This window comes from Paenibacillus sp. Y916 (assembly GCF_056786435.1).
Map to the genome: position 1 here is coordinate 124,241 of NZ_JBXCJA010000006.1, position 18,479 is coordinate 142,719.

14 protein-coding genes are annotated in these 18,479 nt (G+C 34.9%); 12 read left to right on the forward strand and 2 right to left on the reverse strand.

All coding sequences use genetic code 11. The features are described 5' to 3' along the window. Positions 1-221 precede the first annotated feature (221 nt). Both AC1TO9_RS14815 and AC1TO9_RS14820 read left to right on the forward strand, forming a co-directional pair. The gene (locus AC1TO9_RS14815) at positions 222-362 is read left to right on the forward strand and encodes a hypothetical protein (protein WP_482059632.1); all 141 of its coding nucleotides are present in this window, start codon (positions 222-224) and stop codon (positions 360-362) included. Between the two features lie 658 nt (positions 363-1,020). Continuing rightward, a complete protein-coding gene (locus tag AC1TO9_RS14820) occupies positions 1,021-1,824 on the forward strand; it encodes a hypothetical protein (RefSeq protein WP_482059633.1) in 804 nt (267 codons plus the stop codon). 36 nt (positions 1,825-1,860) lie between these two features. On the opposite strand, the gene AC1TO9_RS14825 is transcribed toward AC1TO9_RS14820, so the two are convergent. Further along, positions 1,861-2,205 (reverse strand): hypothetical protein, encoded by a 345-nt coding sequence (locus tag AC1TO9_RS14825; RefSeq protein ID WP_482059634.1) that lies wholly within the window; start codon positions 2,203-2,205, stop codon positions 1,861-1,863. Between the two features lie 295 nt (positions 2,206-2,500). Between AC1TO9_RS14825 and AC1TO9_RS14830 the strand changes: the two genes are divergently transcribed. The 9 genes from AC1TO9_RS14830 (at position 2,501) to AC1TO9_RS14870 (ending at position 14,455) form a co-directional block, all read left to right on the forward strand. After that, positions 2,501-5,509, forward strand: coding sequence for a type IV secretory system conjugative DNA transfer family protein (locus AC1TO9_RS14830; RefSeq protein ID WP_482059635.1), 3,009 nt, complete (start codon positions 2,501-2,503; stop codon positions 5,507-5,509). Positions 5,510-5,597: 88 nt separating this feature from the next. Then, the gene (locus tag AC1TO9_RS14835; RefSeq protein WP_482059636.1) at positions 5,598-6,542 is read left to right on the forward strand and encodes a 30S ribosomal protein S1; all 945 of its coding nucleotides are present in this window, start codon (positions 5,598-5,600) and stop codon (positions 6,540-6,542) included. Continuing rightward, positions 6,539-7,672, forward strand: a complete 1,134-nt coding sequence (locus AC1TO9_RS14840; protein ID WP_482059637.1) for a replication-relaxation family protein — start codon at positions 6,539-6,541, stop codon at positions 7,670-7,672. Before AC1TO9_RS14835 ends, AC1TO9_RS14840 begins: the two co-directional genes overlap by 4 nt. 161 nt (positions 7,673-7,833) lie before the next feature. Continuing rightward, positions 7,834-8,100, forward strand: coding sequence for a hypothetical protein (locus AC1TO9_RS14845; RefSeq protein ID WP_482059638.1), 267 nt, complete (start codon positions 7,834-7,836; stop codon positions 8,098-8,100). A 290-nt stretch (positions 8,101-8,390) separates the two neighbouring features. Continuing rightward, positions 8,391-8,852 carry a hypothetical protein gene (locus tag AC1TO9_RS14850; RefSeq protein WP_482059639.1) on the forward strand — a complete coding sequence of 154 codons (462 nt, stop codon included), beginning with the start codon at positions 8,391-8,393 and terminating at the stop codon, positions 8,850-8,852. Further along, on the forward strand, positions 8,849-9,415 hold the full coding sequence (locus tag AC1TO9_RS14855) for an NYN domain-containing protein (protein ID WP_482059640.1): 567 nt from the start codon (positions 8,849-8,851) through the stop codon (positions 9,413-9,415). Before AC1TO9_RS14850 ends, AC1TO9_RS14855 begins: the two co-directional genes overlap by 4 nt. A gap of 126 nt (positions 9,416-9,541) precedes the next feature. After that, positions 9,542-10,984, forward strand: coding sequence for an AAA family ATPase (locus AC1TO9_RS14860; protein ID WP_482059641.1), 1,443 nt, complete (start codon positions 9,542-9,544; stop codon positions 10,982-10,984). 75 nt (positions 10,985-11,059) lie between these two features. Continuing rightward, positions 11,060-12,979: a vWA domain-containing protein gene (locus AC1TO9_RS14865; RefSeq protein WP_482059642.1), complete on the forward strand. Its 1,920-nt coding sequence runs from the start codon at positions 11,060-11,062 to the stop codon at positions 12,977-12,979. A 195-nt stretch (positions 12,980-13,174) separates the two neighbouring features. Continuing rightward, positions 13,175-14,455, forward strand: a complete 1,281-nt coding sequence (locus AC1TO9_RS14870; RefSeq protein WP_482059643.1) for a hypothetical protein — start codon at positions 13,175-13,177, stop codon at positions 14,453-14,455. A 205-nt stretch (positions 14,456-14,660) separates the two neighbouring features. Here the strand turns inward: AC1TO9_RS14870 and AC1TO9_RS14875 are convergent, their stop codons facing one another. Then, positions 14,661-15,416: a hypothetical protein gene (locus tag AC1TO9_RS14875; RefSeq protein WP_482059644.1), complete on the reverse strand. Its 756-nt coding sequence runs from the start codon at positions 15,414-15,416 to the stop codon at positions 14,661-14,663. An 807-nt stretch (positions 15,417-16,223) separates the two neighbouring features. Here AC1TO9_RS14875 and AC1TO9_RS14880 point away from each other — a divergent pair. After that, positions 16,224-17,714, forward strand: coding sequence for a hypothetical protein (locus AC1TO9_RS14880; protein ID WP_482059645.1), 1,491 nt, complete (start codon positions 16,224-16,226; stop codon positions 17,712-17,714). The last annotated feature ends 765 nt before the right edge of the window (positions 17,715-18,479 follow it).

The window sequence follows — 18,479 nt, forward strand, 5'->3', positions numbered from 1 at the left end:
ATTATCGTTACATTAGATAAAGTGTAATGAAAGGAGAGTTAAACAACCCAAATCACATAGAATATGAAATATAATTATGATTGAGCACCAATCATTGTTCAAATGATATCGTAATATAAAAGTGATCATAAAATTCACTACTATTAAATATTTTTTTATGTCTAAGACTCTGAAATCTGTAAACAATATATACTAGACTCTCTTTAGAAGGGGTGTATAGTATGAATAAAAATAAAAGAGTAATCTCATTCGTAAAAAAAGCATCAAAAATTCCAGAGCGCTCCCAATCCGAAATATTGCGGGATAGGAAGGAAAAGCGAGAAGAGTTACTAAAAGATTTTAATAAAAAAAAACCAGAATAAAAATAAGAATTGTTCGTTCGTATCAGAAACAAAGTAGTTGGCTGGATGTACACTATTGAAATTATATTTCTGTGACTTCCATATTTCTTAATATTCTTTTCTAAATATGAAGAAACAATTTGCTTTCACACATTTCGGCGTTGTACACTAGAAGTAATTTCATACCAAAAAGCGAAGAACGCAGAAACCCTCTATGGGTAACTGTGTTTTTTATTTTATGTCTAGGAGTTGAGGTAATGTATTACTTCTGGTTGAGCTGCTCTCGTATAATAGGTTCAGTAATTCGACATTGCGTTCTATTTTTAGTATCTTTATTTCTTTTCATTGTAGTATTCTTGTCCACGTTATTTATACTAGATAATTTATAATCGTAAAAAGAAGCGGATGTCATCTCTGATATTATGTACTAATACACATACTGTATATAGAACATATCGGTGCTCCTTGTTATGATTTATTTTTGTTCATACAGATCAGATAAATTCATGATGGTTTTCGGCTTGTGATATGATGATATAGTTAATTCATATACATCAAACTATATCTTTTCTTTTTGGACTAAGTTAGATATATGGAGATTTTTCCACTCGAAGCGGGTAATTTAATGATCATCTTTGAATATTGGAGACAGCTATTGTAATACGAGGAGGATGTAGAAATGCGACAGATATTAGTTTCGTTCACTAAGCATATACAAATACTTAATTATATGAGTAGCTTAGCTCCTTTTAGAGAGATACAAGATAGTGCTTCGTTAGTTGGATATTTTTCAAATGATAATCTTAGTGATTTACTAAGTGGTTGCCAATCCAATCCATCAATATCACGTATCATAATATCTGATCACGCATTTATCAGGTGGAATGAGAGAGTAGGTTATGAATCGAATCCTGATATTCTTATGAATAGGATTAATCACCTACTTCAATATAATAGGATAGAAATCGCTCATAATAATATTGGATACATAGATCGTGAAGTGTTATTTACGTTCGAAATGATAAATAGTTCTGAAATAAGCATCACTACTTTTTATGGTAGACTATCTCAGCAACCAGTTTTGATTAACTTTAAAGAATTAAGAAGTTATAATCTTCATCAGGATGATTATGTTCATTTAAGTTTAAATACAGAATTGCTTCAAAGGATAGTACAGCCTCCGATACCACAACTTAGGATGATTTTCAGAGGGACTATTAATACATATTTATTAGAAACTTATGAAGATAAAGAGAAAACAATGTTTATATTAGTGGTATTAGATGGACTGGAGAAAGGTTTGATTAGGGAATTTTTTTCTAATAACCCAGAGACGGAAAAACTTGAAAAAAGTGTACGACAAGCATTTATTTTGATGGGATATGAAGAGTTTATATTTAATCATATTTCATATCATTATCCAGATAAATTGCAGCGACTACTTCAAAAACGTAGTAATATACAGAGAATAAGAACCCGATAATCCTTTATGGAATACCGGGTTCTTTCTTATCGTTAATTATGTGGATCGCCAAATTTGTGACTTATTGTTTACTCTTTTCCTATCAATTAATTTCTGTTCTTTTCGTTTGTTACCTAATTGTGAATGAATTTGATTTTTCTCTTGTACTGAGATACTCAAATCATTAAATAGGAGTTCTTCTAGTTCTAACCACGTATTTTGAAGTAACTTTACTTCCTGATCTTTTATATCGTTTATCCTTATAAGATCAGACATTTCTGTTACATAGCTATAGTCTATTGTTTCCCTATTCCTCAGAAGTTCAAATAACTCATTCAATATATTTATTTTTCGAGCATTTATTTCATGTAACGATTCAAGTTCATTATTTGTTTCGGACATAAATAATAGCTTCCTTTCTATAAAAATAACTAGAAATTCATTATAAGGGTAACTGATGTCGAATTATTTGTCAAAAGGAGTCTAACTATCACACTTGTTTATTATTTCATAGTTCATGTATAATTAGTTTAATTAATTGAATACTTTCAAACTGGAAGAACCAGTCGTAGCTCTATGAGCTATCACTTGTTCTTCCTTTTTTTATGGGAAAGGCGGGAAATAGATGTTTATTACGTTTGTAAATCTCTAAAAACACATTGAATTCTAATCTAAGGGCGGTGAACAAATGGACGACATGTTTGAAGATGACAAGAACACCTCTACAGAAACGATGCCACCTCAGTTGAGGCTTTTCTTAAGGAAATATTGGGTTAATGCAAGAGAGGGAATAGCTGAAGGGTATCGAATATATTTCCACACAATTATCGTTACGATACTCATGATAATCAATCTTATTCTAGGTTATTCGTCCTTTTTAATATTCTTCGCACAATGGAAAAATATCGATTCTGGACCCGACGCTGTTCTTTCATTGTTGTTTTCGGAAAATCCACCCCTTTTTCTTAAAGGGCTAGTGGAACTACTATATATACCATTACATCACAATATTTATATTTGGCTATTTATAGTTTTGAATCTACCGCTAATTACGTGGTTATATTCTACAGCAACACAGCCATTAATGAACGGATATAACACAATAATAAGCTGGACTTCCAAAAGAGGTCGTATTGCTATGTTTATTCTTTCAATCCTTCCTTTTGGTTTAACGTTTTGCGCGATATTTTCCTGGTATGTTAGACACTACTTGTTCAACTATTTTGTTGGTATTGAATCGGATAAAACATATCTAGTTGTAAATACAATGGAAAGCTTTGGTTTCGTATTAATGACTGTTCCGGTGTTTATTTGTTTGTTTGCTGCTTATAAAATTGCTCTAGAGTTTTATAGGACTGAAGACTTAGTTAAAATATTCTATAAGTGGGAATTTTCATTGATCGCAAACCAATCGTTTTCATTGCGGAACAACACATGTGATGTTATTGTCGGTTGGGAAAAGGCTACGAATAAGCCCATTGTCTTAAGCGAAAATTCTCGTTACTTGCATGAACTAGTTGCTGGAGCTACTGGTACTGGTAAAACATCCACAGCCATTTTGATACGTATTGTCCAAGATCTTATTCGCATTGCGCGGGGAAAAAGATTAGGCGTTGTAGTATTGGAACCAAAAGGTGATATGATCAGAGATGTGTTAAAATTATGCGAGGAATTAGGCATCCCTGATCATATGATTAAAGTAGTAGATCCAACCGATTTAGTAAAGTCTACTAAGTTCAATCCTTTTATTGGACCTTTAGAAGCTGCAGCTGAAACATTTAGGGGTGTTCTAGATGCTTTGTCTGGGGATCAGGATGAGTTTTTTAAAGGACAACAAAATGAAACAGCTAGTTTATATACGATGCTGGGTAAGATTAGATATGGAGAAGTATTCAATATAACTCATATGCAGAAAATGTATGGAGACCCGAGATATCTTGCTACAATGGTTGAGCAAGTTCGAGAATCTATTGTTAAGAGTAAAGCAGAGCCTAACCAACCAGAAGATGTTAATATCACGATAGAGCGATACGATCGAGTAGTCACATTTTTTGAGAATGACGTAATTGAATATAAAAGCTTTGCAGATAGATCAGGTACTCGAATACCTGCAATGTATCCTAGTGGCCATAAATATGAAGGTCAACAAGTTGTAGAGAATAAAAAGGATAAGTATGTTGCTGGAGCTAAGAAGTATATAAATGACATATGTATGAATGCCATGTTATCACAGTTGATGGTTCCGGTTGAAGGCGAAGAGACACTTGATATTGATACGTTTTTAGTAGAGGGTGGCGTGCTACTCGTAAATACTGCACTTGGTGAGTTAGAAGAGCTAAGTCTGAGCTTTGGACAATTTTTTATTCGTCAGTTTCAATCAAGTGTGTTTAGACGTCCACCTGAAAACTTTATTAAAAAAAGAATTCCAATATTTCTAAATGTTGATGAAGCTGCGTTGTACTTAAACGAAGCCTTTCCTAGACTGTTAACACTTGGGCGTTCATTTAAAGTCGGTACGCTCCTTGCAATACAATCCTTAGGTCAGCTAAAAGTGGTATCTCAAGGATACGAGAACGTTGTTTTGAACTCCGCAAGAAACAAAACAGTATTTGGAGGTGGAGAGTTCGAGGACAATGAAAGGTTCTCTAAACAATTTGGTGAAGAGTATCAAGTAGAAGAGTCTTTGAATGAATCTACTACACCAATTTCTATGCCTAATCAACAGTGGGGTTATCGATATAATACACAACGAACGTTAGGAGCACGTTTTTCACCTACTGAAATAATGGAGCAAGCGTTTAAACATTTTATTGTACAAATGGTTGATAAGGATGGAAGTGTGAAAGCGCCAATCGAAGCACAGGGTCGGTTTATTACAGAAACAAGTTTTATCAACAAATTCGTAAATATTGGTCAAGTTGAGTTTGAAACGAAGAATCTTAATCCTTTAAATATTACAGTCCATAAGCTAGCTCATTTGAATATGCTCAGCCTATTATTTACAGATAAAAATCAAAATCAATCTGCTGTCACTGATGTGGAAACTGTGTTGTCAGAAAAAGAATCTATAGAGATGGAAGTAGAGATGCTACCAACAACACCAGCTAAAGAAAATTTGAAATTTATTGGTACAGAAGTAGATAGCGAGGATAGTGGAATTCATGATTTAACACAATTACCAACACGTCCTGGCCAGACTACTCTTGTAAATAATCTCGAGCATTCAGAAACAGAAGAAATAAAGGGTCAAGAGGAAGACGATTATAAGTTTTATGAACAAAAAAATTATGAATACCCTAAATCAGAGTCTGATGATTTAAAGATTATAGAGTTTGTTGATGATGAGGAGCCAAAGGAACTTCCTCAAGAGTTAGAAAATTCATTAAGTACGTTGTTGAAGAAAATTGGTAACCAACCATCTGAAGAAGACCAAGAAATCCATAGTGATGATTTGATGAGCTCCGCGTCAAATGGATCTTCTGCTTGGAATTTGGTTGATATTATTGGGAAGGAGGTGGAATCTTCCCAGGAAGTTCAGGAAGTTTTGGAAGATGAAAAGGCACAAGAAATTCATGAATCTCTGTCACTCAAGCAGGACACTTCTGATAATGATATAGAAATAGATGACGAACTTAATGAATTTGTTGCTACGGACAAAAGACTTGGGAATGTATCAGTGATCACAAATACAGAAATTGATGATTAAATAGTTGACAACATACCAGGATAACATTAGTATAAAGGTAATTAAATAGTCCGGAACGAGGAAGCACCTCGCACATAGGCAATAGCCTATGTACGAGGTGCTTTTTTTCTATTTTCGGACAGTATTTTTACAAAAACTTAAGCCGGAAGGATATGAGAAAATGCGGATATTAGAAGAACATCAAGATGTTAATGCTGAAGAACAGGTTGCAAGGGCAGATATTAGAGAATCTCTACGGGTAAAAAAAGTGCTTTATGCTGAGGTAGTCGGTATAGAGCCAATTGGAGAAGGTAGTAAGCGGGAAGAAATGCTAAAACTGAACTATAATGGAGTATATGGTTATCTGCCACAATCTCTTGTTGATAATTATGAGTTTAGAGGGTTTCATCAGTTTCTCGGTAAAGAGTTAGAATTCGTTGTTGATCAGATCGATGTAGAAGGACACTGGTTCTTAGCGAATCGTATAAAGGCACTTGAAGTCTCTGCAAAACGCTTTTGGCGTGATGCGAAAGTAGGGCTACCTGTTGCTGCTTACATTCGTGGAGTAGACTCATCAAACCTTTATTTGCTAGTTGAGGGTGTTGCAACTGTACTTAATAAAAAGGAAATTAGTTATACTTTTATGGAGGACGTTTCTTATATTTATGAAAATGGAGAAACGATCAATGTAAAGATAACTAAACTAGAGCCTCCAACTGAAGAAAATAAGGAAGGTAGTATAGAAGTTAGTGCCAGGGCTCTATTAAAAGACCCTTGGGGTAAAATTGCGAATTTCAAGATCGGATGTCCTTACGTATCAGAAATTACAAATATTCATCAAATACACGGTATATTTGTTACGCTCGAAGGCATCACGACTCGAGTGAATTTCCCTGCCAACACTTCTCCTTCTCAGATTCAAATAGGGAATAAACTCAATATAAAAATCCTGGCTATTGATCATAAGGAAAAGCAAATTAAGGCCATTGCGATTCCTCCTAAGAAAATAGCCAAAGGTCCTATTAAACGCTCATTTGGAAGACCTATTCGATGATTTTAAGGTTTAGTGACGATGATTTCAATGAGAAAGATAAGGTGATGAGGGAAAGTGGCTCATCACCTCTCCTACCCTCAGAACTAAATCCTTATGGCCAGGATTCGCCACAAGATATTGGTGAAATGTTACTACCGGACGGAGAAAAATTTGGGATGTTCAGTGATCCTTATGCAACACAAATTTTCCATAAACCCAATGAAGGGGTAAGGAATGGACAGTATTGGATATCTAATAAGCTTTCTGATGGATATTTTAGTGAGAAAGAAATTAAACTTCTCGACTTACTCTCTACCATTAAGGTAGCCACTAGAAATCAAATACTAAAAGTTTTAGGAACAACTGGCTCAGGAGAAAAAGGGAATATTGAATTCATTAAAAAGTGTAGAAAAAGTGGTGTTATTTGTGCTTTTTCTTGGGTCAGTCCTTTACCTGATGAACGAAAGAAACCACTCGTATATGCACTAACACAAACAGGCGCTCAAATTGCTGAGACGCTATTTCAAATGAGATTACCGGATAAGTATTGGCTTCAACCAATAACATTTCCAATCGGAAAAGCACCGTCAATGGATTCATTCTTTTTAGATTTAATTGCAAACGAATTGTATTGTGAATTAACTCGTATAGATCGATTAATTAGTTGGACACGTAGACCACTAATCAACCTACCAAATTCTACGAAGCATTTCCCTTATGCGCAATTTGAGGTTATTAGGAAGAAAAATGATTTCAAAATGTTTTGGCTTGAGATATATCGTCCGAGTAAAGACTGGGAAAGTAAAGTTATTACAAGATTTCAGAGGACAGAAAGTGCATATGTATCTCTACCAGATCATAAAAGGCCTGAAAGGGTGATAATGATCGTTGATGGAGATGGTAGAATAAAGGAGTTAACTGAACTTGCAAAAAAACATATGCCAAGCTTAGAAATTAGGTTCACAACAGATGAACGTTTACTTGGTGGACTTAGTGATGATACCTTTATGAACTATGATCCTAGTAATAAAGGATATGTGAGAAAAGTCATTCCTTACATGAATGAGAATTATAATGATGATGGTGTTAGCGCATCTAAATATTTCGCTGAAATGCAGCTAAATATTGAAGATGAGGATGATTATGAATAGAGTAATTTCTTTTAAATATACTCAGAAGGGAACCAATTCCTTTCTGAGTATATTTTTACGGTTGACACTCTTTCATTCTCTAGCTAGTCTAGATAAGGAAACTCATTTTTTTATCGTGGTGAAGATCCCACAGTCATTTTATTAGATCGGAGTTTGTTACAATGCCAAATAATAGTTTACCAGTAGACCTGATAATTCTTAGTGATCGTTATGATAACCGAAAAAAAATGAAATATCTAAAAATGTTTTATATTGATTACGCTGGGTACGTAGTCGCAAGTTTTGATGAAAATTCGTACAATCTCTTTAAAATTGTTAAAGAAGATGGAAAACCACCTGAACTACATGACATTAATGATGATGTTGAGTGGAAAATGGTTGATAATTACTTGAGGACTCACTTCATCAATGTAATTGAGCAAGAATAAAAGAAGTATAACATGAGACCTGAGATTGGGTCTTTTTCTTTTGTACTTATCAAAATGAAATATATATGATAAAATAAAATTATATTGCTTTCTACATAATTCCCTTTTAGGTTCAGCCATGCGGAAGAACCCATTCTAATTTTCAGTTCCTAATCTACGGGAATAATTTGTCTTAATCCATCTAGCTATTAGATGACAAATGATTACAACTTGTTTGTTAACGAGTCGTATATTTGTTTCTAATGGATAGGTGGTATTTTTTTGTCAAAAATCACTTAGGAGGAAAAATAATGAAATTAAAAAACGTTCAAATGAGTTGGTGGGGGGTTTCTAATTTACCTAAACCTCTGAAATTTGGGAATGCGTTGGTACGTGTGAACAGTATTAATAACAGTATGGTATATTTTGATTTTGGAGCACTCGATGCTACAGAGATCAGAGTAGTATTCAGTAATATTAAAGTTTGGCTACTGGATGCACGTTGTACTTCAATTAAACTTTCCTTTCCAGGATTACCTCCCAGTAAGGAACTAACACAAATGAAATTTGTTAAATCCAAAGAGGGGATCTATCAAAAAAGACAAGGAAATCTCGTTATTTCAGCTATCCCAATTAAGAATTTAGGATATTGGATACTCAGTACCGAAGATAGGACTAGCAAAAAAGGAGTACCAATTGATGCATGTGATTTTAATAATTTATTCACTTCCCAGTTGACGCTTAATGCTGAGGGCGAGGTCGCATTTTCATGACAATCAAAGCAGCAATTCTTGTTGATGAAATGAATGCAATGAAACAACTTCATTCATTGAATATTTTAGGAATAAGTTCATGGTCAGCATTTTTTAATGCTGTAGAGAAGGTTTTGCAACAAGACTATGGTGAAATATCTTGTGAATACCATTTTTATTGTGCTATTCCACCGAAGTCTTTAGATGAAGAAAAACATAATCTGCGGTCGCGTTATTTTAATGCTCTAAAAAGTAGCGGGATTAATATTCACCGTGGGATCTGTCAGAGAAATGATGATGGCGTATTTGTAGAAAAAGGTGTAGATGTATTACTTGCACTTGATCTAGTTGACCTTTCAAAGGATTCGTATGATATTCTCTTTGTTTTTTCTGGTGACGCAGATCTTGTTCCTGCAGTGCTGAGAGCCAAAAAGATGTCAAAAGTAGTAGCAATTCTTACTAAAGATTTTCCAGCATTTCATATGCGAAATAATTCTGATTGTGTAATCCCATTAGAACTTGTGATTAGTCTATTGGATAAGTTGGATAATATTCTTAAACCCAAATTAGAATGTTTGGTTTAGGAGTATGTACATGAAAATATTAACTGTGGTGAAGCCTACCAATTTTGTCTAATGAAGCCCATTTTCTTAATGGATAATTCATTAGACTTTTTTAATTCATAAAACAAAACAATGGGGGATAAGAAAATGAAAGCAATTAAAGTAAATAATAATAATCCGTTTTTATTGGCGCAACTATTCGATAAATTATCGACTAGTGTAGATCAAATTGAAAGAGCTGAGTTTATTAGGGATGGGGAATCGTGTACTGCCTTACGTATTCATTTTAGAGGGGTTAAGGAACCTGGGTATGTCATTAAAGATGATACTAATGTCTCCTTCTACCATTATTGTGAAGCTAGTTCAAAAGGAAATTCATGTAATCACCTTGCCTATTCAAGCGCGATAGTGGATAAACTTGATTTTTCCTTAAACAAAATGTATAAAACTAAGGACCCCATTGAATATTTAGATTTGGTTAATGATATCAGTGGTTATGTAGATATATCCAATCAGTTTAATGTGGTTCCTCCACTTCCAATGGATATAACGGAGACATCTCCCCCTGTTTCACCAACGAGTTCAGCAGTAATTGCTGCTCCTATTAAAAGTGTAAGAGACTGGAAGGTTGGCTGGAATGATATTCTAGATTATCTGAAGATCGAAGGCGTCTCAGCGAATGTAATTGAATATGTAAAAGAAAAGCGCATCTCTGTATTTGAATCAGTAGAATTGTCTGATTTAGCTACAGATGCTAAAAAACCAGATCTTCCTTACGTTGGAGATTATATAGGCCGTGCCCTCCGTCATATTCTTGATGGTAAAGACATAATACTCATAGGCGGGAAGGGCTGCGGTAAAGATACTCTAATTAATACAATAGCTTGGGTCCTTGGATTACCTACTTATCTTCAACCAGGTAGTGCTGGGGAATCAAAAGAAGGCATTATAGGGGATCGATCGTTTGCTAAGGGTGAAGTTTTCTTTGAATTATCACCATTTTCCACTTCTGTGAAGTTAGGTGGAATTTCAAATTATCCTGAATTAAATATGATTCCAGGCCAAATCACATCAATTTTTCATTCCGTTCTGGACGAGAATCGTGAGCTAGGTACTCTACAAGGTCCTATTGCACGACATGAACACCATATATTCATTGGATCTATGAATATCGGCGAGCAATATGCTGGTATTAGTTCTACAAATGGAGCATTAATGGATAGATTTGCAGTTCTACGATTACCAAAAGTATTGGAGTTTAGGAACATGCTAATTCGGAAAACAGGACTTACTGATACTTATGCTCTAGACTTCCTACAAAATATCAAGAAAGATATTGAGGAACTCATTAGTACAGAAGGTTGTGGAGAAAAATCTGACACAGTACGTGGATACATCGCAGCTGCAAAACACCTAAATAAATACGGAATAAATCTCGATACACAAATTGAGGCAATAGAAGATTTTATTATTAACAAAACGGATGATATAGATGAAATATTCAAAATTCGTGATCGACTCCGTCAAAGCTCATTTATAAATCTTCCGAAAACAAAAGAGGAAGAAGATTACGAAAATGGAGCTATATAAAAAGATTGAGAGATGGATTATTAATCCATCTCTTTTGAATTCGAAAAAACATACTATTTATTAGGAGGAAATCACATGGCAATCTCGATAGATTTAATTCCTTCCAAGGAAGAAATTATCAAAAATAGAGAGCTTGAAAGACTTAAGCGGTATTTATTTATTAAATTTGGACGAAAACCATTTGGTATGTATTGGACAGAGTATGATACATCCTATACGGATTATGACGACATTCATGTAAAATACAATCTTCAGAAGGCTTGTCATCAGATTTTTTCAATTGAAGAAATCAAAATACTGCGGAAAGCCCATGCGTTACATGAACGTGGTCATATTGAATATGATACGAGAGGTGTTACGTATAACTGGAGAGAAGAACATGTTTCCACTAACAAATTAGATTGGGAAAGCAATTTAAAATATCCTATGTCTTGGTTAGAGTATTTCTCAGGAATGATGGTTGATGTGCGAATGGAGAATTTTGTCGTTATTGATCTCCCTGAAGCGAAAGATTATTTTGATTTTACGAACTATAATTGGAGATTCGGTATTCGAGGGGAAGAAGCGGGTGCTGATCGCTTATTAGATTTTCAGGAATGTTTGGCAAGTAGAGGATTCAATTTAACAGACATAGCTGAATGGCATCCAGAGGCTGTTGAACTAGTCGATTCTGTCCAAGATATGATTATGGATGTGAAGTACAGTCAATCGACACAGGAGGGCATGGATAACACAACACGCATTGTAAAATCCGTGTGGCCAACTCTTTATGAATGGATGAAGGAAGATAATAAGGAAGATATGATCCCCATTGACACTGGATCAAGTCATGATAAGTCCACATGGGGTGATGAAAAAGAAGTACAGAGCAATTCTGAACGTGTAATCTTAAAATTAAATGATTTACGTGGTCAAGAAGAAAAGAAGGGTTCAGGGAATGAAGCGAAAGAGAAGGATGATGACATCCAAACTCCACCCTCTTCAGAAACGTCTGATGAGCCTCTCACGCCCAATTACCAATCAACGTTAAAGTCAATGTCATCTGAATTAAAAGAGGATGAGAAAGCTGCTGAAGAAGAGGTAGGCGATTATCAGGAACGGGCAGTAGAAATTAATATTAATGAGAAAAGAAATGACCGAAAAGCTTTTAGCGATACTGCTATAATTACCCCATACGAAAACCACGATCTTCTCAATTATGATCGAATTCTAAAAGATATAAAGAAACAGATAGATCCTACGGCCAAAGTTCTAAAGAAACTATTAGAACCAACTACTGATCAACGTTTTGCAAATCAAAGATCAGGAAGACTAAATGTAACAAAAGTATGGTCCGCTTCTGTCATGGATGACCCAAATATATTTACAAAAAACATATTAGGAACACCCGCCCTAGATGCTCGTATACTTGCGATTCAAGACATATCAGGTTCTACTGCCGCTGGCTTTAATAATTCAGGAGAACGTAGAATTACAGCTATGCAGAAAGCCCTAATCCTTTTGTCTGAATCTTCTGAAAAGGCGAAAATACCAATGGCTGCCTATGCATTTACGGAGCTTTGGGGTGGTGTTAGACCTAATGGAGAGCATGGCAATATTACTCATATATATCCACTTAAACCCTTTGGGAAATTCACCAAATTAGAAAAAGGATTCCTAGGAGGTACAAAGCCTGAAGCTGGAAACCGAGATTCATTAGTACTACAATGGGGTATCGATGAACTTGAGAAATATAATGAAAAAGTCAAGATACTCCTCATGTTATCCGATGGAGAACCATGTTTTTCGAAAGATGAGGATGAATCTACAATGCAGACAATTGTTAAACAAGCACATAAGAAGGGTATTGATGTTTTATGTCTGTTCATTGGTGAGAACGAATCATTTGATCTCGTGAAGTATATGTATCCAGGAGGTGCTATCCTCGTAAATAATAATTTGGCAAAAGTAATGACTAAACATGTCATTCAAATTATAAAAAAACGAAGAAAATAGCAATTTGACTGATTATATACGATAAGTTATGATTAATAATATTAAGTATATCAATTAAATATATTTCTGCAGGAAGCACCTGCATGGACCTATTATAGGATCATGTAAGGTGCTTCTTTTTTTGTATATAGACTTTAGATTTGAATATAGATAAAATGAAGGGAAGAATTTACTATAATGAAGGTGGAAAAAAACATGGCCAAGAAATTCAATATTCTTACCTCATATGATATTACTCAAATTACCCAAAAGAAAATCAATATGCAGCGAAATAATATTGAACCAGATAAAATTGACCGACTCATAGAATCTGATATCTTGGAAGTTTCAAAGGGTTTAATGAACAGTAATCTTCATGAACTTAAGCCACTACTAGAGACATATAAGTCTAGAGAAAATGATCTGCTCAACAAGTTCTTTTCCTCGGTAACTTCCGAAGGAAGGACAATAACGGAAGAAGAGCTATTTAATAAAGTTGAATTAGAGTTAGTTATTAAGTGTATCGAATCTGCAATTACCATGAAGAGGGAGTATAGAAAGCAATATAACACTCATATTCTTGAAACCAACTTTATCAAAGGGGGAGTATTTCTCTCTAGCTCACCGAATCAAGCAACACTTAATAATTTGACTGGAGGTGACATTTTAGAGTTAGAACGTCGTGGATTTCGCCCCATGATTTATAGAAATGATAAAGGGGCACTATTAAATACATATGATACGAAAGTATTGGTGGGTTTGTTTAAGCTTTGGTTAAATCAAGGTAAAAATCCTACTATAAAGTTTGAATTCAAAACATTGGCAGAAGCCATGGTAACTAAACCTTCTGGGGGAGAATATAAGTTAATATATCAAAGCATTAAAAATATAGCTGCGACTTGGATTGAATTCAAGGAATATTTCGATCCACTTTCTTCTGATATGTATCTAGCTACGGTCATGCATCGTCCAATAAAGAGCATGGCTATGTTAGCACGTACCGCTGAAGAAGAAGGAGGTAGAGAAAGAGCTGCAATTATTACTTTCCATGAATTTCTGCAGGATTCTCTACTTGCAGGAAATTATGTTTTTATAAATATGATGATCTTTAATGAATTACCGACACCTACAGCGCGCAATATTTACTTAAATATCTTAGATGTAATAGAACATGGCGTTACCACTTTTGATTTAGATCATCTTATCGATCATATTTTGCTTAAACTTGATTCAGAGGCTTTTAACCGGGCTCGAACAATTAAAATGATAGAAACATCTTTTCGACATCTACAAGATGCTGATATCATCACGGACTTTAGTTTGCGAAAAGTTGGTAACAAATTTTCCTTTATAGATTTCACTCCAAGCGGTTGGATAATGGGCCATAAAAATAAAGGTATACATCAGATGGATGTAGATGCTCCTAAATTAGTTTCTTCTGTCCACCTAATTCAGGGGAGTGAATTGGCTCAAGAATACGCAAGTATGAACGTTTAATCATATATTTAATATTTTAAATAAAGTTCTTAATTTGCAGGATAGCAAAAGTACATCTTTTCCGGAGAACAAGAGAGAAGAAGAAATCGAGCCTGTAGAATCGCTTCTAAGGCTCATTTTGTGTTTTAGTATATTTTTAAGATGCTCTTCTCTGGTAGTAAGCGAAAAGGGGGAACGGCATATGCCATTCCCCCTTTTATAATTCTTATTCTTTGTTTTTAAAGGTCGAAGCAAACACGGTCCTACCTCCGCGAAACCATTCAGTTACTTCAATTTTTGCATTCTCTGTTGCTAAGAAGAAAAGTATCTCGTTAAGCACTAAATCACTAGGCGTCTGGAATAGGTCTGAACCTGATAAGGATCTTGGCGAAAACTCTTCGATAATTTTCATTTGATAATAATCCTGCATACGGTCTAGCAGGTGCTGCGGATAATGCGGGCTGAGCAACTTAATCCGCTGATACATCAGTGGTATGATTTCTCCTGTGTTTGAATTGAAATCATCCCAGGTATATTGCACCACTACACGGTATTTTCGGGATACGCCGGTAAGCCGCATGAACTGGTGTTCAAACTTTTCTACTTCCACTTCTCCAGATTCTCTGCAAACCACGCATTTATAATCTTCGATAGTTCCAGTACCATTACAGACTGAGCAGGGGATAGTGTCGAGATGCCGTCTAAAATAGATGTATTTTCGGTCTTCGCTATACCCGAAATCGAGTGTATCACCAGACTGAATCTCAAACAGTTCACGGACTTTAGCTGGGATTGTGAGTTGGCTTTCACTCAGCATCTGGGCCGGGATTGCATTTTGATGATGCTCAGTTTTGTCAATCCATACAACTCTGCTTGTTTCGTCAATATGCAGATATAGCATATCACCCTCATTGAGGCCACCTAATTTGTCGTTCCATTCAATTGGAAAATAGATTTGGCCTTTTTTACTAACCTTCGCCATACTCCCCACTCCCTTACTTTCCTTTGATAATTTATATTGTAAAGGAAAGTAAGGGTTGCGTCAAAGTCCATCATTACAGATTGAGTGATTAGTCTGAGTAAGGTAGATGTTTCTTAAAATAGCCAGAAGAAGCTATGAAGCGTGGGACTGCTGTGAGCACACTATGTGACAGTTCCAGACTGTCCATTATGTATTTCCTTCTGCAGACCCTCCGGAGTTGCCTCATATCCTCTCCCGAGTTGTAGGGGATGCAACTAGGAACGAATCCTAATGAAAAGGACCGAGTCGTTCATGACCAATTATCCCCTGGGAAACGTATCATTGACGACTCTCTCGCATAGGTCCCTTCTTAAAAATTATTCCGCGTTTATCACTTTGCTCATAATATCAAACATACACTCTGCTCCGTCTGAATTATCCATATGATTCCATATATCGGATTTTGTTGTTAAGTAAATCAGAAATGTGATTTACTGTCGAATAATTGAGAAATAAACTTTCTAATATTTACGGAGCGGAGTGTATGCTAAATTTGGGAGTAGAGTGTATGTTTCGGTGAAATACATTGCATTTCACGGAGTAGAGTGTATGTTTCATGCGAACATACGGTTTGATTTTTAAGAAACATACACTCTACTCCGCAAATAGGCAGACACTCTACTCCCATTGACCAACTTTTGAGGGGTATGTTAATGTCGAATAAGGTAAAATGTGAAATATATATAATATAACTATAAATCTGCTTGAAGCGGATTAAATCTAATATATAACAATTAAATAGAATAATTAAGAAAGGAGGAGAATGATTTGGATTTGGTTTTAGAAATGATTCAGAAACAGGGTTCAAAAAAGGAAGTTGCCTTAACAGATGCTTTTATTGACGCTCTGTTTACGATATCTGATAAGCTCCAAAAGTCGGATAAATTTAAGACGCGCACGAATGGAATAAGTCGGTTAGTTTATCATGTAACTGAAGCGGATCTCATGCTTATGGTTACTTTGCATTCTTGTTTTAATACTGAAGGAAAACTTCAAAATGTAACCAGGCATCAGATTTACCAGAGACTTCACCAGTTATATGAAGATCCTTGCTGCGACGATCAATTCTATATAGCGTTCGAAAAATTTATTTTAATAGGCTTAGTTATTGAAAAAAACAACGGCTTTATTTCAGAGTTCGAATTGAATCATTTTATAAATCCGGATACCAATAAGATGAATCGCGCGGTTATTTGTCATCCTTTGATATTTTCAAAACAATTCACAGATCTTCCAATCTCAGGTCAGAAGCTTGTTTTTGATATCTTTAGAAGGTCTGGAAATGATATTAATAAAAATGTATTCTATTGGTTGGATAAAGAATCGGGTATTTTGAAGCTTTTACATAAGAAGCATGCGTATGAGATTAAAAATCTTATGAATATGCTTCTTAATGTTGCGTATAGTGCTGGGCTTCCTTTTATTAAACATTGGTACATAGAAAAAAAGAGAGGTTCTGTTTCGGCTAAGCTAACTGTGAAAGTTAATGATAGTTATATAAGACCATATACATCAGGAAAACAGTATCGAGATGTCTTAGCCGGTAAGAAGACCTACCGTAGAGTTATCCTTCATCTTCAAAAGTTATTACTCGAAAATATGGTTGGGGAATTTGAGTATTTGAATGACGGTGTAGACTTTTTCCAATTGGTGCGTATTTTACGAAATAAAAGCTATTCCCATATCAGATACGTAGTAGAAAAGATTCGCGAATTGTATGAAAAAAACCATGTATTTCCCAATAATATCATGGATTTCATCCAGGACGAATTGAAACATAAAGCAATGATTGTCTACTTGGATATCGCAAAACGCACAGGTGTTTACAAATTCATATCTCCTCGAAAACTAGATGAATCAAGACTATTTGAATTTACTTCAGCTGCAAGCACGGTTGGACAAAGACAATTCCAAAATATGTGTCGATCTGCGTTAGTGGTTCTCGATAGAGACTTCACACGACCACCAGCCTTTGGTTCTTTAGATTATGTCCGATCGAGAGAATTGGAAGAACCTATTGATATGAATACCATTAGAAGTTATGCTTTCTCTCTTAAAAAATGTCCCATTGCTTATCACGAACTTGAATTGATAGGTAATGGAAAGTACAGCAATGGGATGGACCCAATTAATTTAAGAGCTTGGCTAATGGAGAAAGTGAATCATCTCCCTACATGGACCTTAATTCCCGATATATCAAATGAGTTCAAGGTAGAACAGCTTATATTAAATCAATTTAGCAACGCCGTCTCGGCATAAAACCTTCTTTTTTTACAAGAGAGGGTGATTTGCGATCCTCATAGTTAGCCCCCTTTCCCAATCTTTTTCCTAACAGATCAATTGGATGATACATGACAATTAATTATGCAGTATTTACTTAGTTAATGATTGATAGTAATGAATCTATTTGTCTCAAATCATATAATTACAGAAACTAGATGTTAATAAGTCTAATAACCGCTCTTAATTATCATATAATTACAGATACATTTAATCCGTACATAAGATAAAGAACGCTGATTATATACAAATCAGTTTTTTACATAAGTAATGTTGTGAATAAAGTAAAATACCAGTGGACATCTGTATGTTTGATGCACTACATATGTTTTCAAGAATAATGTATCAACTTATCTCTGTAATTAGATGAGTTATTAAACCATCCTTATGTAATTATATGAGTTAGTTAATATGATTTCTGTAAAATCATGTTGATAACATCTGCAGCCCCTTTCCTGTAAGGTGCGGTTGAGATCTATATAGGTCTTATATTTAAATAGATCATTAAAATATAGTTTCTACATACCTATCAAGTATGCTACAATACAGATATATTACATTGTTTTCTTATTTTAAGCCCTAGCACGCGCAGAAGGGCCATTCTAACGTAAATGCACTCACTTTCGAGCGACCAAACATGTCTTCTTATAAGACAGAATCCCTTTTTAGGATTGTTTTGGTCATTGGAAAGGGCTTGCATTTTTTTTATGCCTTACAACCCAAAAAAAAAGATAGGAGGGAGCT

Bases quoted from the DNA above. Each gene is read 5' to 3' on its own strand.
- AC1TO9_RS14820 (WP_482059633.1), top strand. From the start codon at position 1,021: ATGCGACAGATATTAGTTTCGTTCACTAAGCATATACAAATACTTAAT.
- AC1TO9_RS14815 (WP_482059632.1), top strand. From the start codon at position 222: ATGAATAAAAATAAAAGAGTAATCTCATTCGTAAAAAAAGCATCAAAA.
- AC1TO9_RS14845 (WP_482059638.1), top strand. From the start codon at position 7,834: ATGCCAAATAATAGTTTACCAGTAGACCTGATAATTCTTAGTGATCGT.
- AC1TO9_RS14860 (WP_482059641.1), top strand. From the start codon at position 9,542: ATGAAAGCAATTAAAGTAAATAATAATAATCCGTTTTTATTGGCGCAA.
- AC1TO9_RS14835 (WP_482059636.1), top strand. From the start codon at position 5,598: ATGTACGAGGTGCTTTTTTTCTATTTTCGGACAGTATTTTTACAAAAA.
- AC1TO9_RS14870 (WP_482059643.1), top strand. From the start codon at position 13,175: ATGGCCAAGAAATTCAATATTCTTACCTCATATGATATTACTCAAATT.
- AC1TO9_RS14855 (WP_482059640.1), top strand. From the start codon at position 8,849: ATGACAATCAAAGCAGCAATTCTTGTTGATGAAATGAATGCAATGAAA.
- AC1TO9_RS14865 (WP_482059642.1), top strand. From the start codon at position 11,060: ATGGCAATCTCGATAGATTTAATTCCTTCCAAGGAAGAAATTATCAAA.
- AC1TO9_RS14830 (WP_482059635.1), top strand. From the start codon at position 2,501: ATGTTTGAAGATGACAAGAACACCTCTACAGAAACGATGCCACCTCAG.
- AC1TO9_RS14825 (WP_482059634.1), bottom strand. From the start codon at position 2,205: ATGTCCGAAACAAATAATGAACTTGAATCGTTACATGAAATAAATGCT.
- AC1TO9_RS14840 (WP_482059637.1), top strand. From the start codon at position 6,539: ATGATTTTAAGGTTTAGTGACGATGATTTCAATGAGAAAGATAAGGTG.
- AC1TO9_RS14850 (WP_482059639.1), top strand. From the start codon at position 8,391: ATGAAATTAAAAAACGTTCAAATGAGTTGGTGGGGGGTTTCTAATTTA.
- AC1TO9_RS14875 (WP_482059644.1), bottom strand. From the start codon at position 15,416: ATGGCGAAGGTTAGTAAAAAAGGCCAAATCTATTTTCCAATTGAATGG.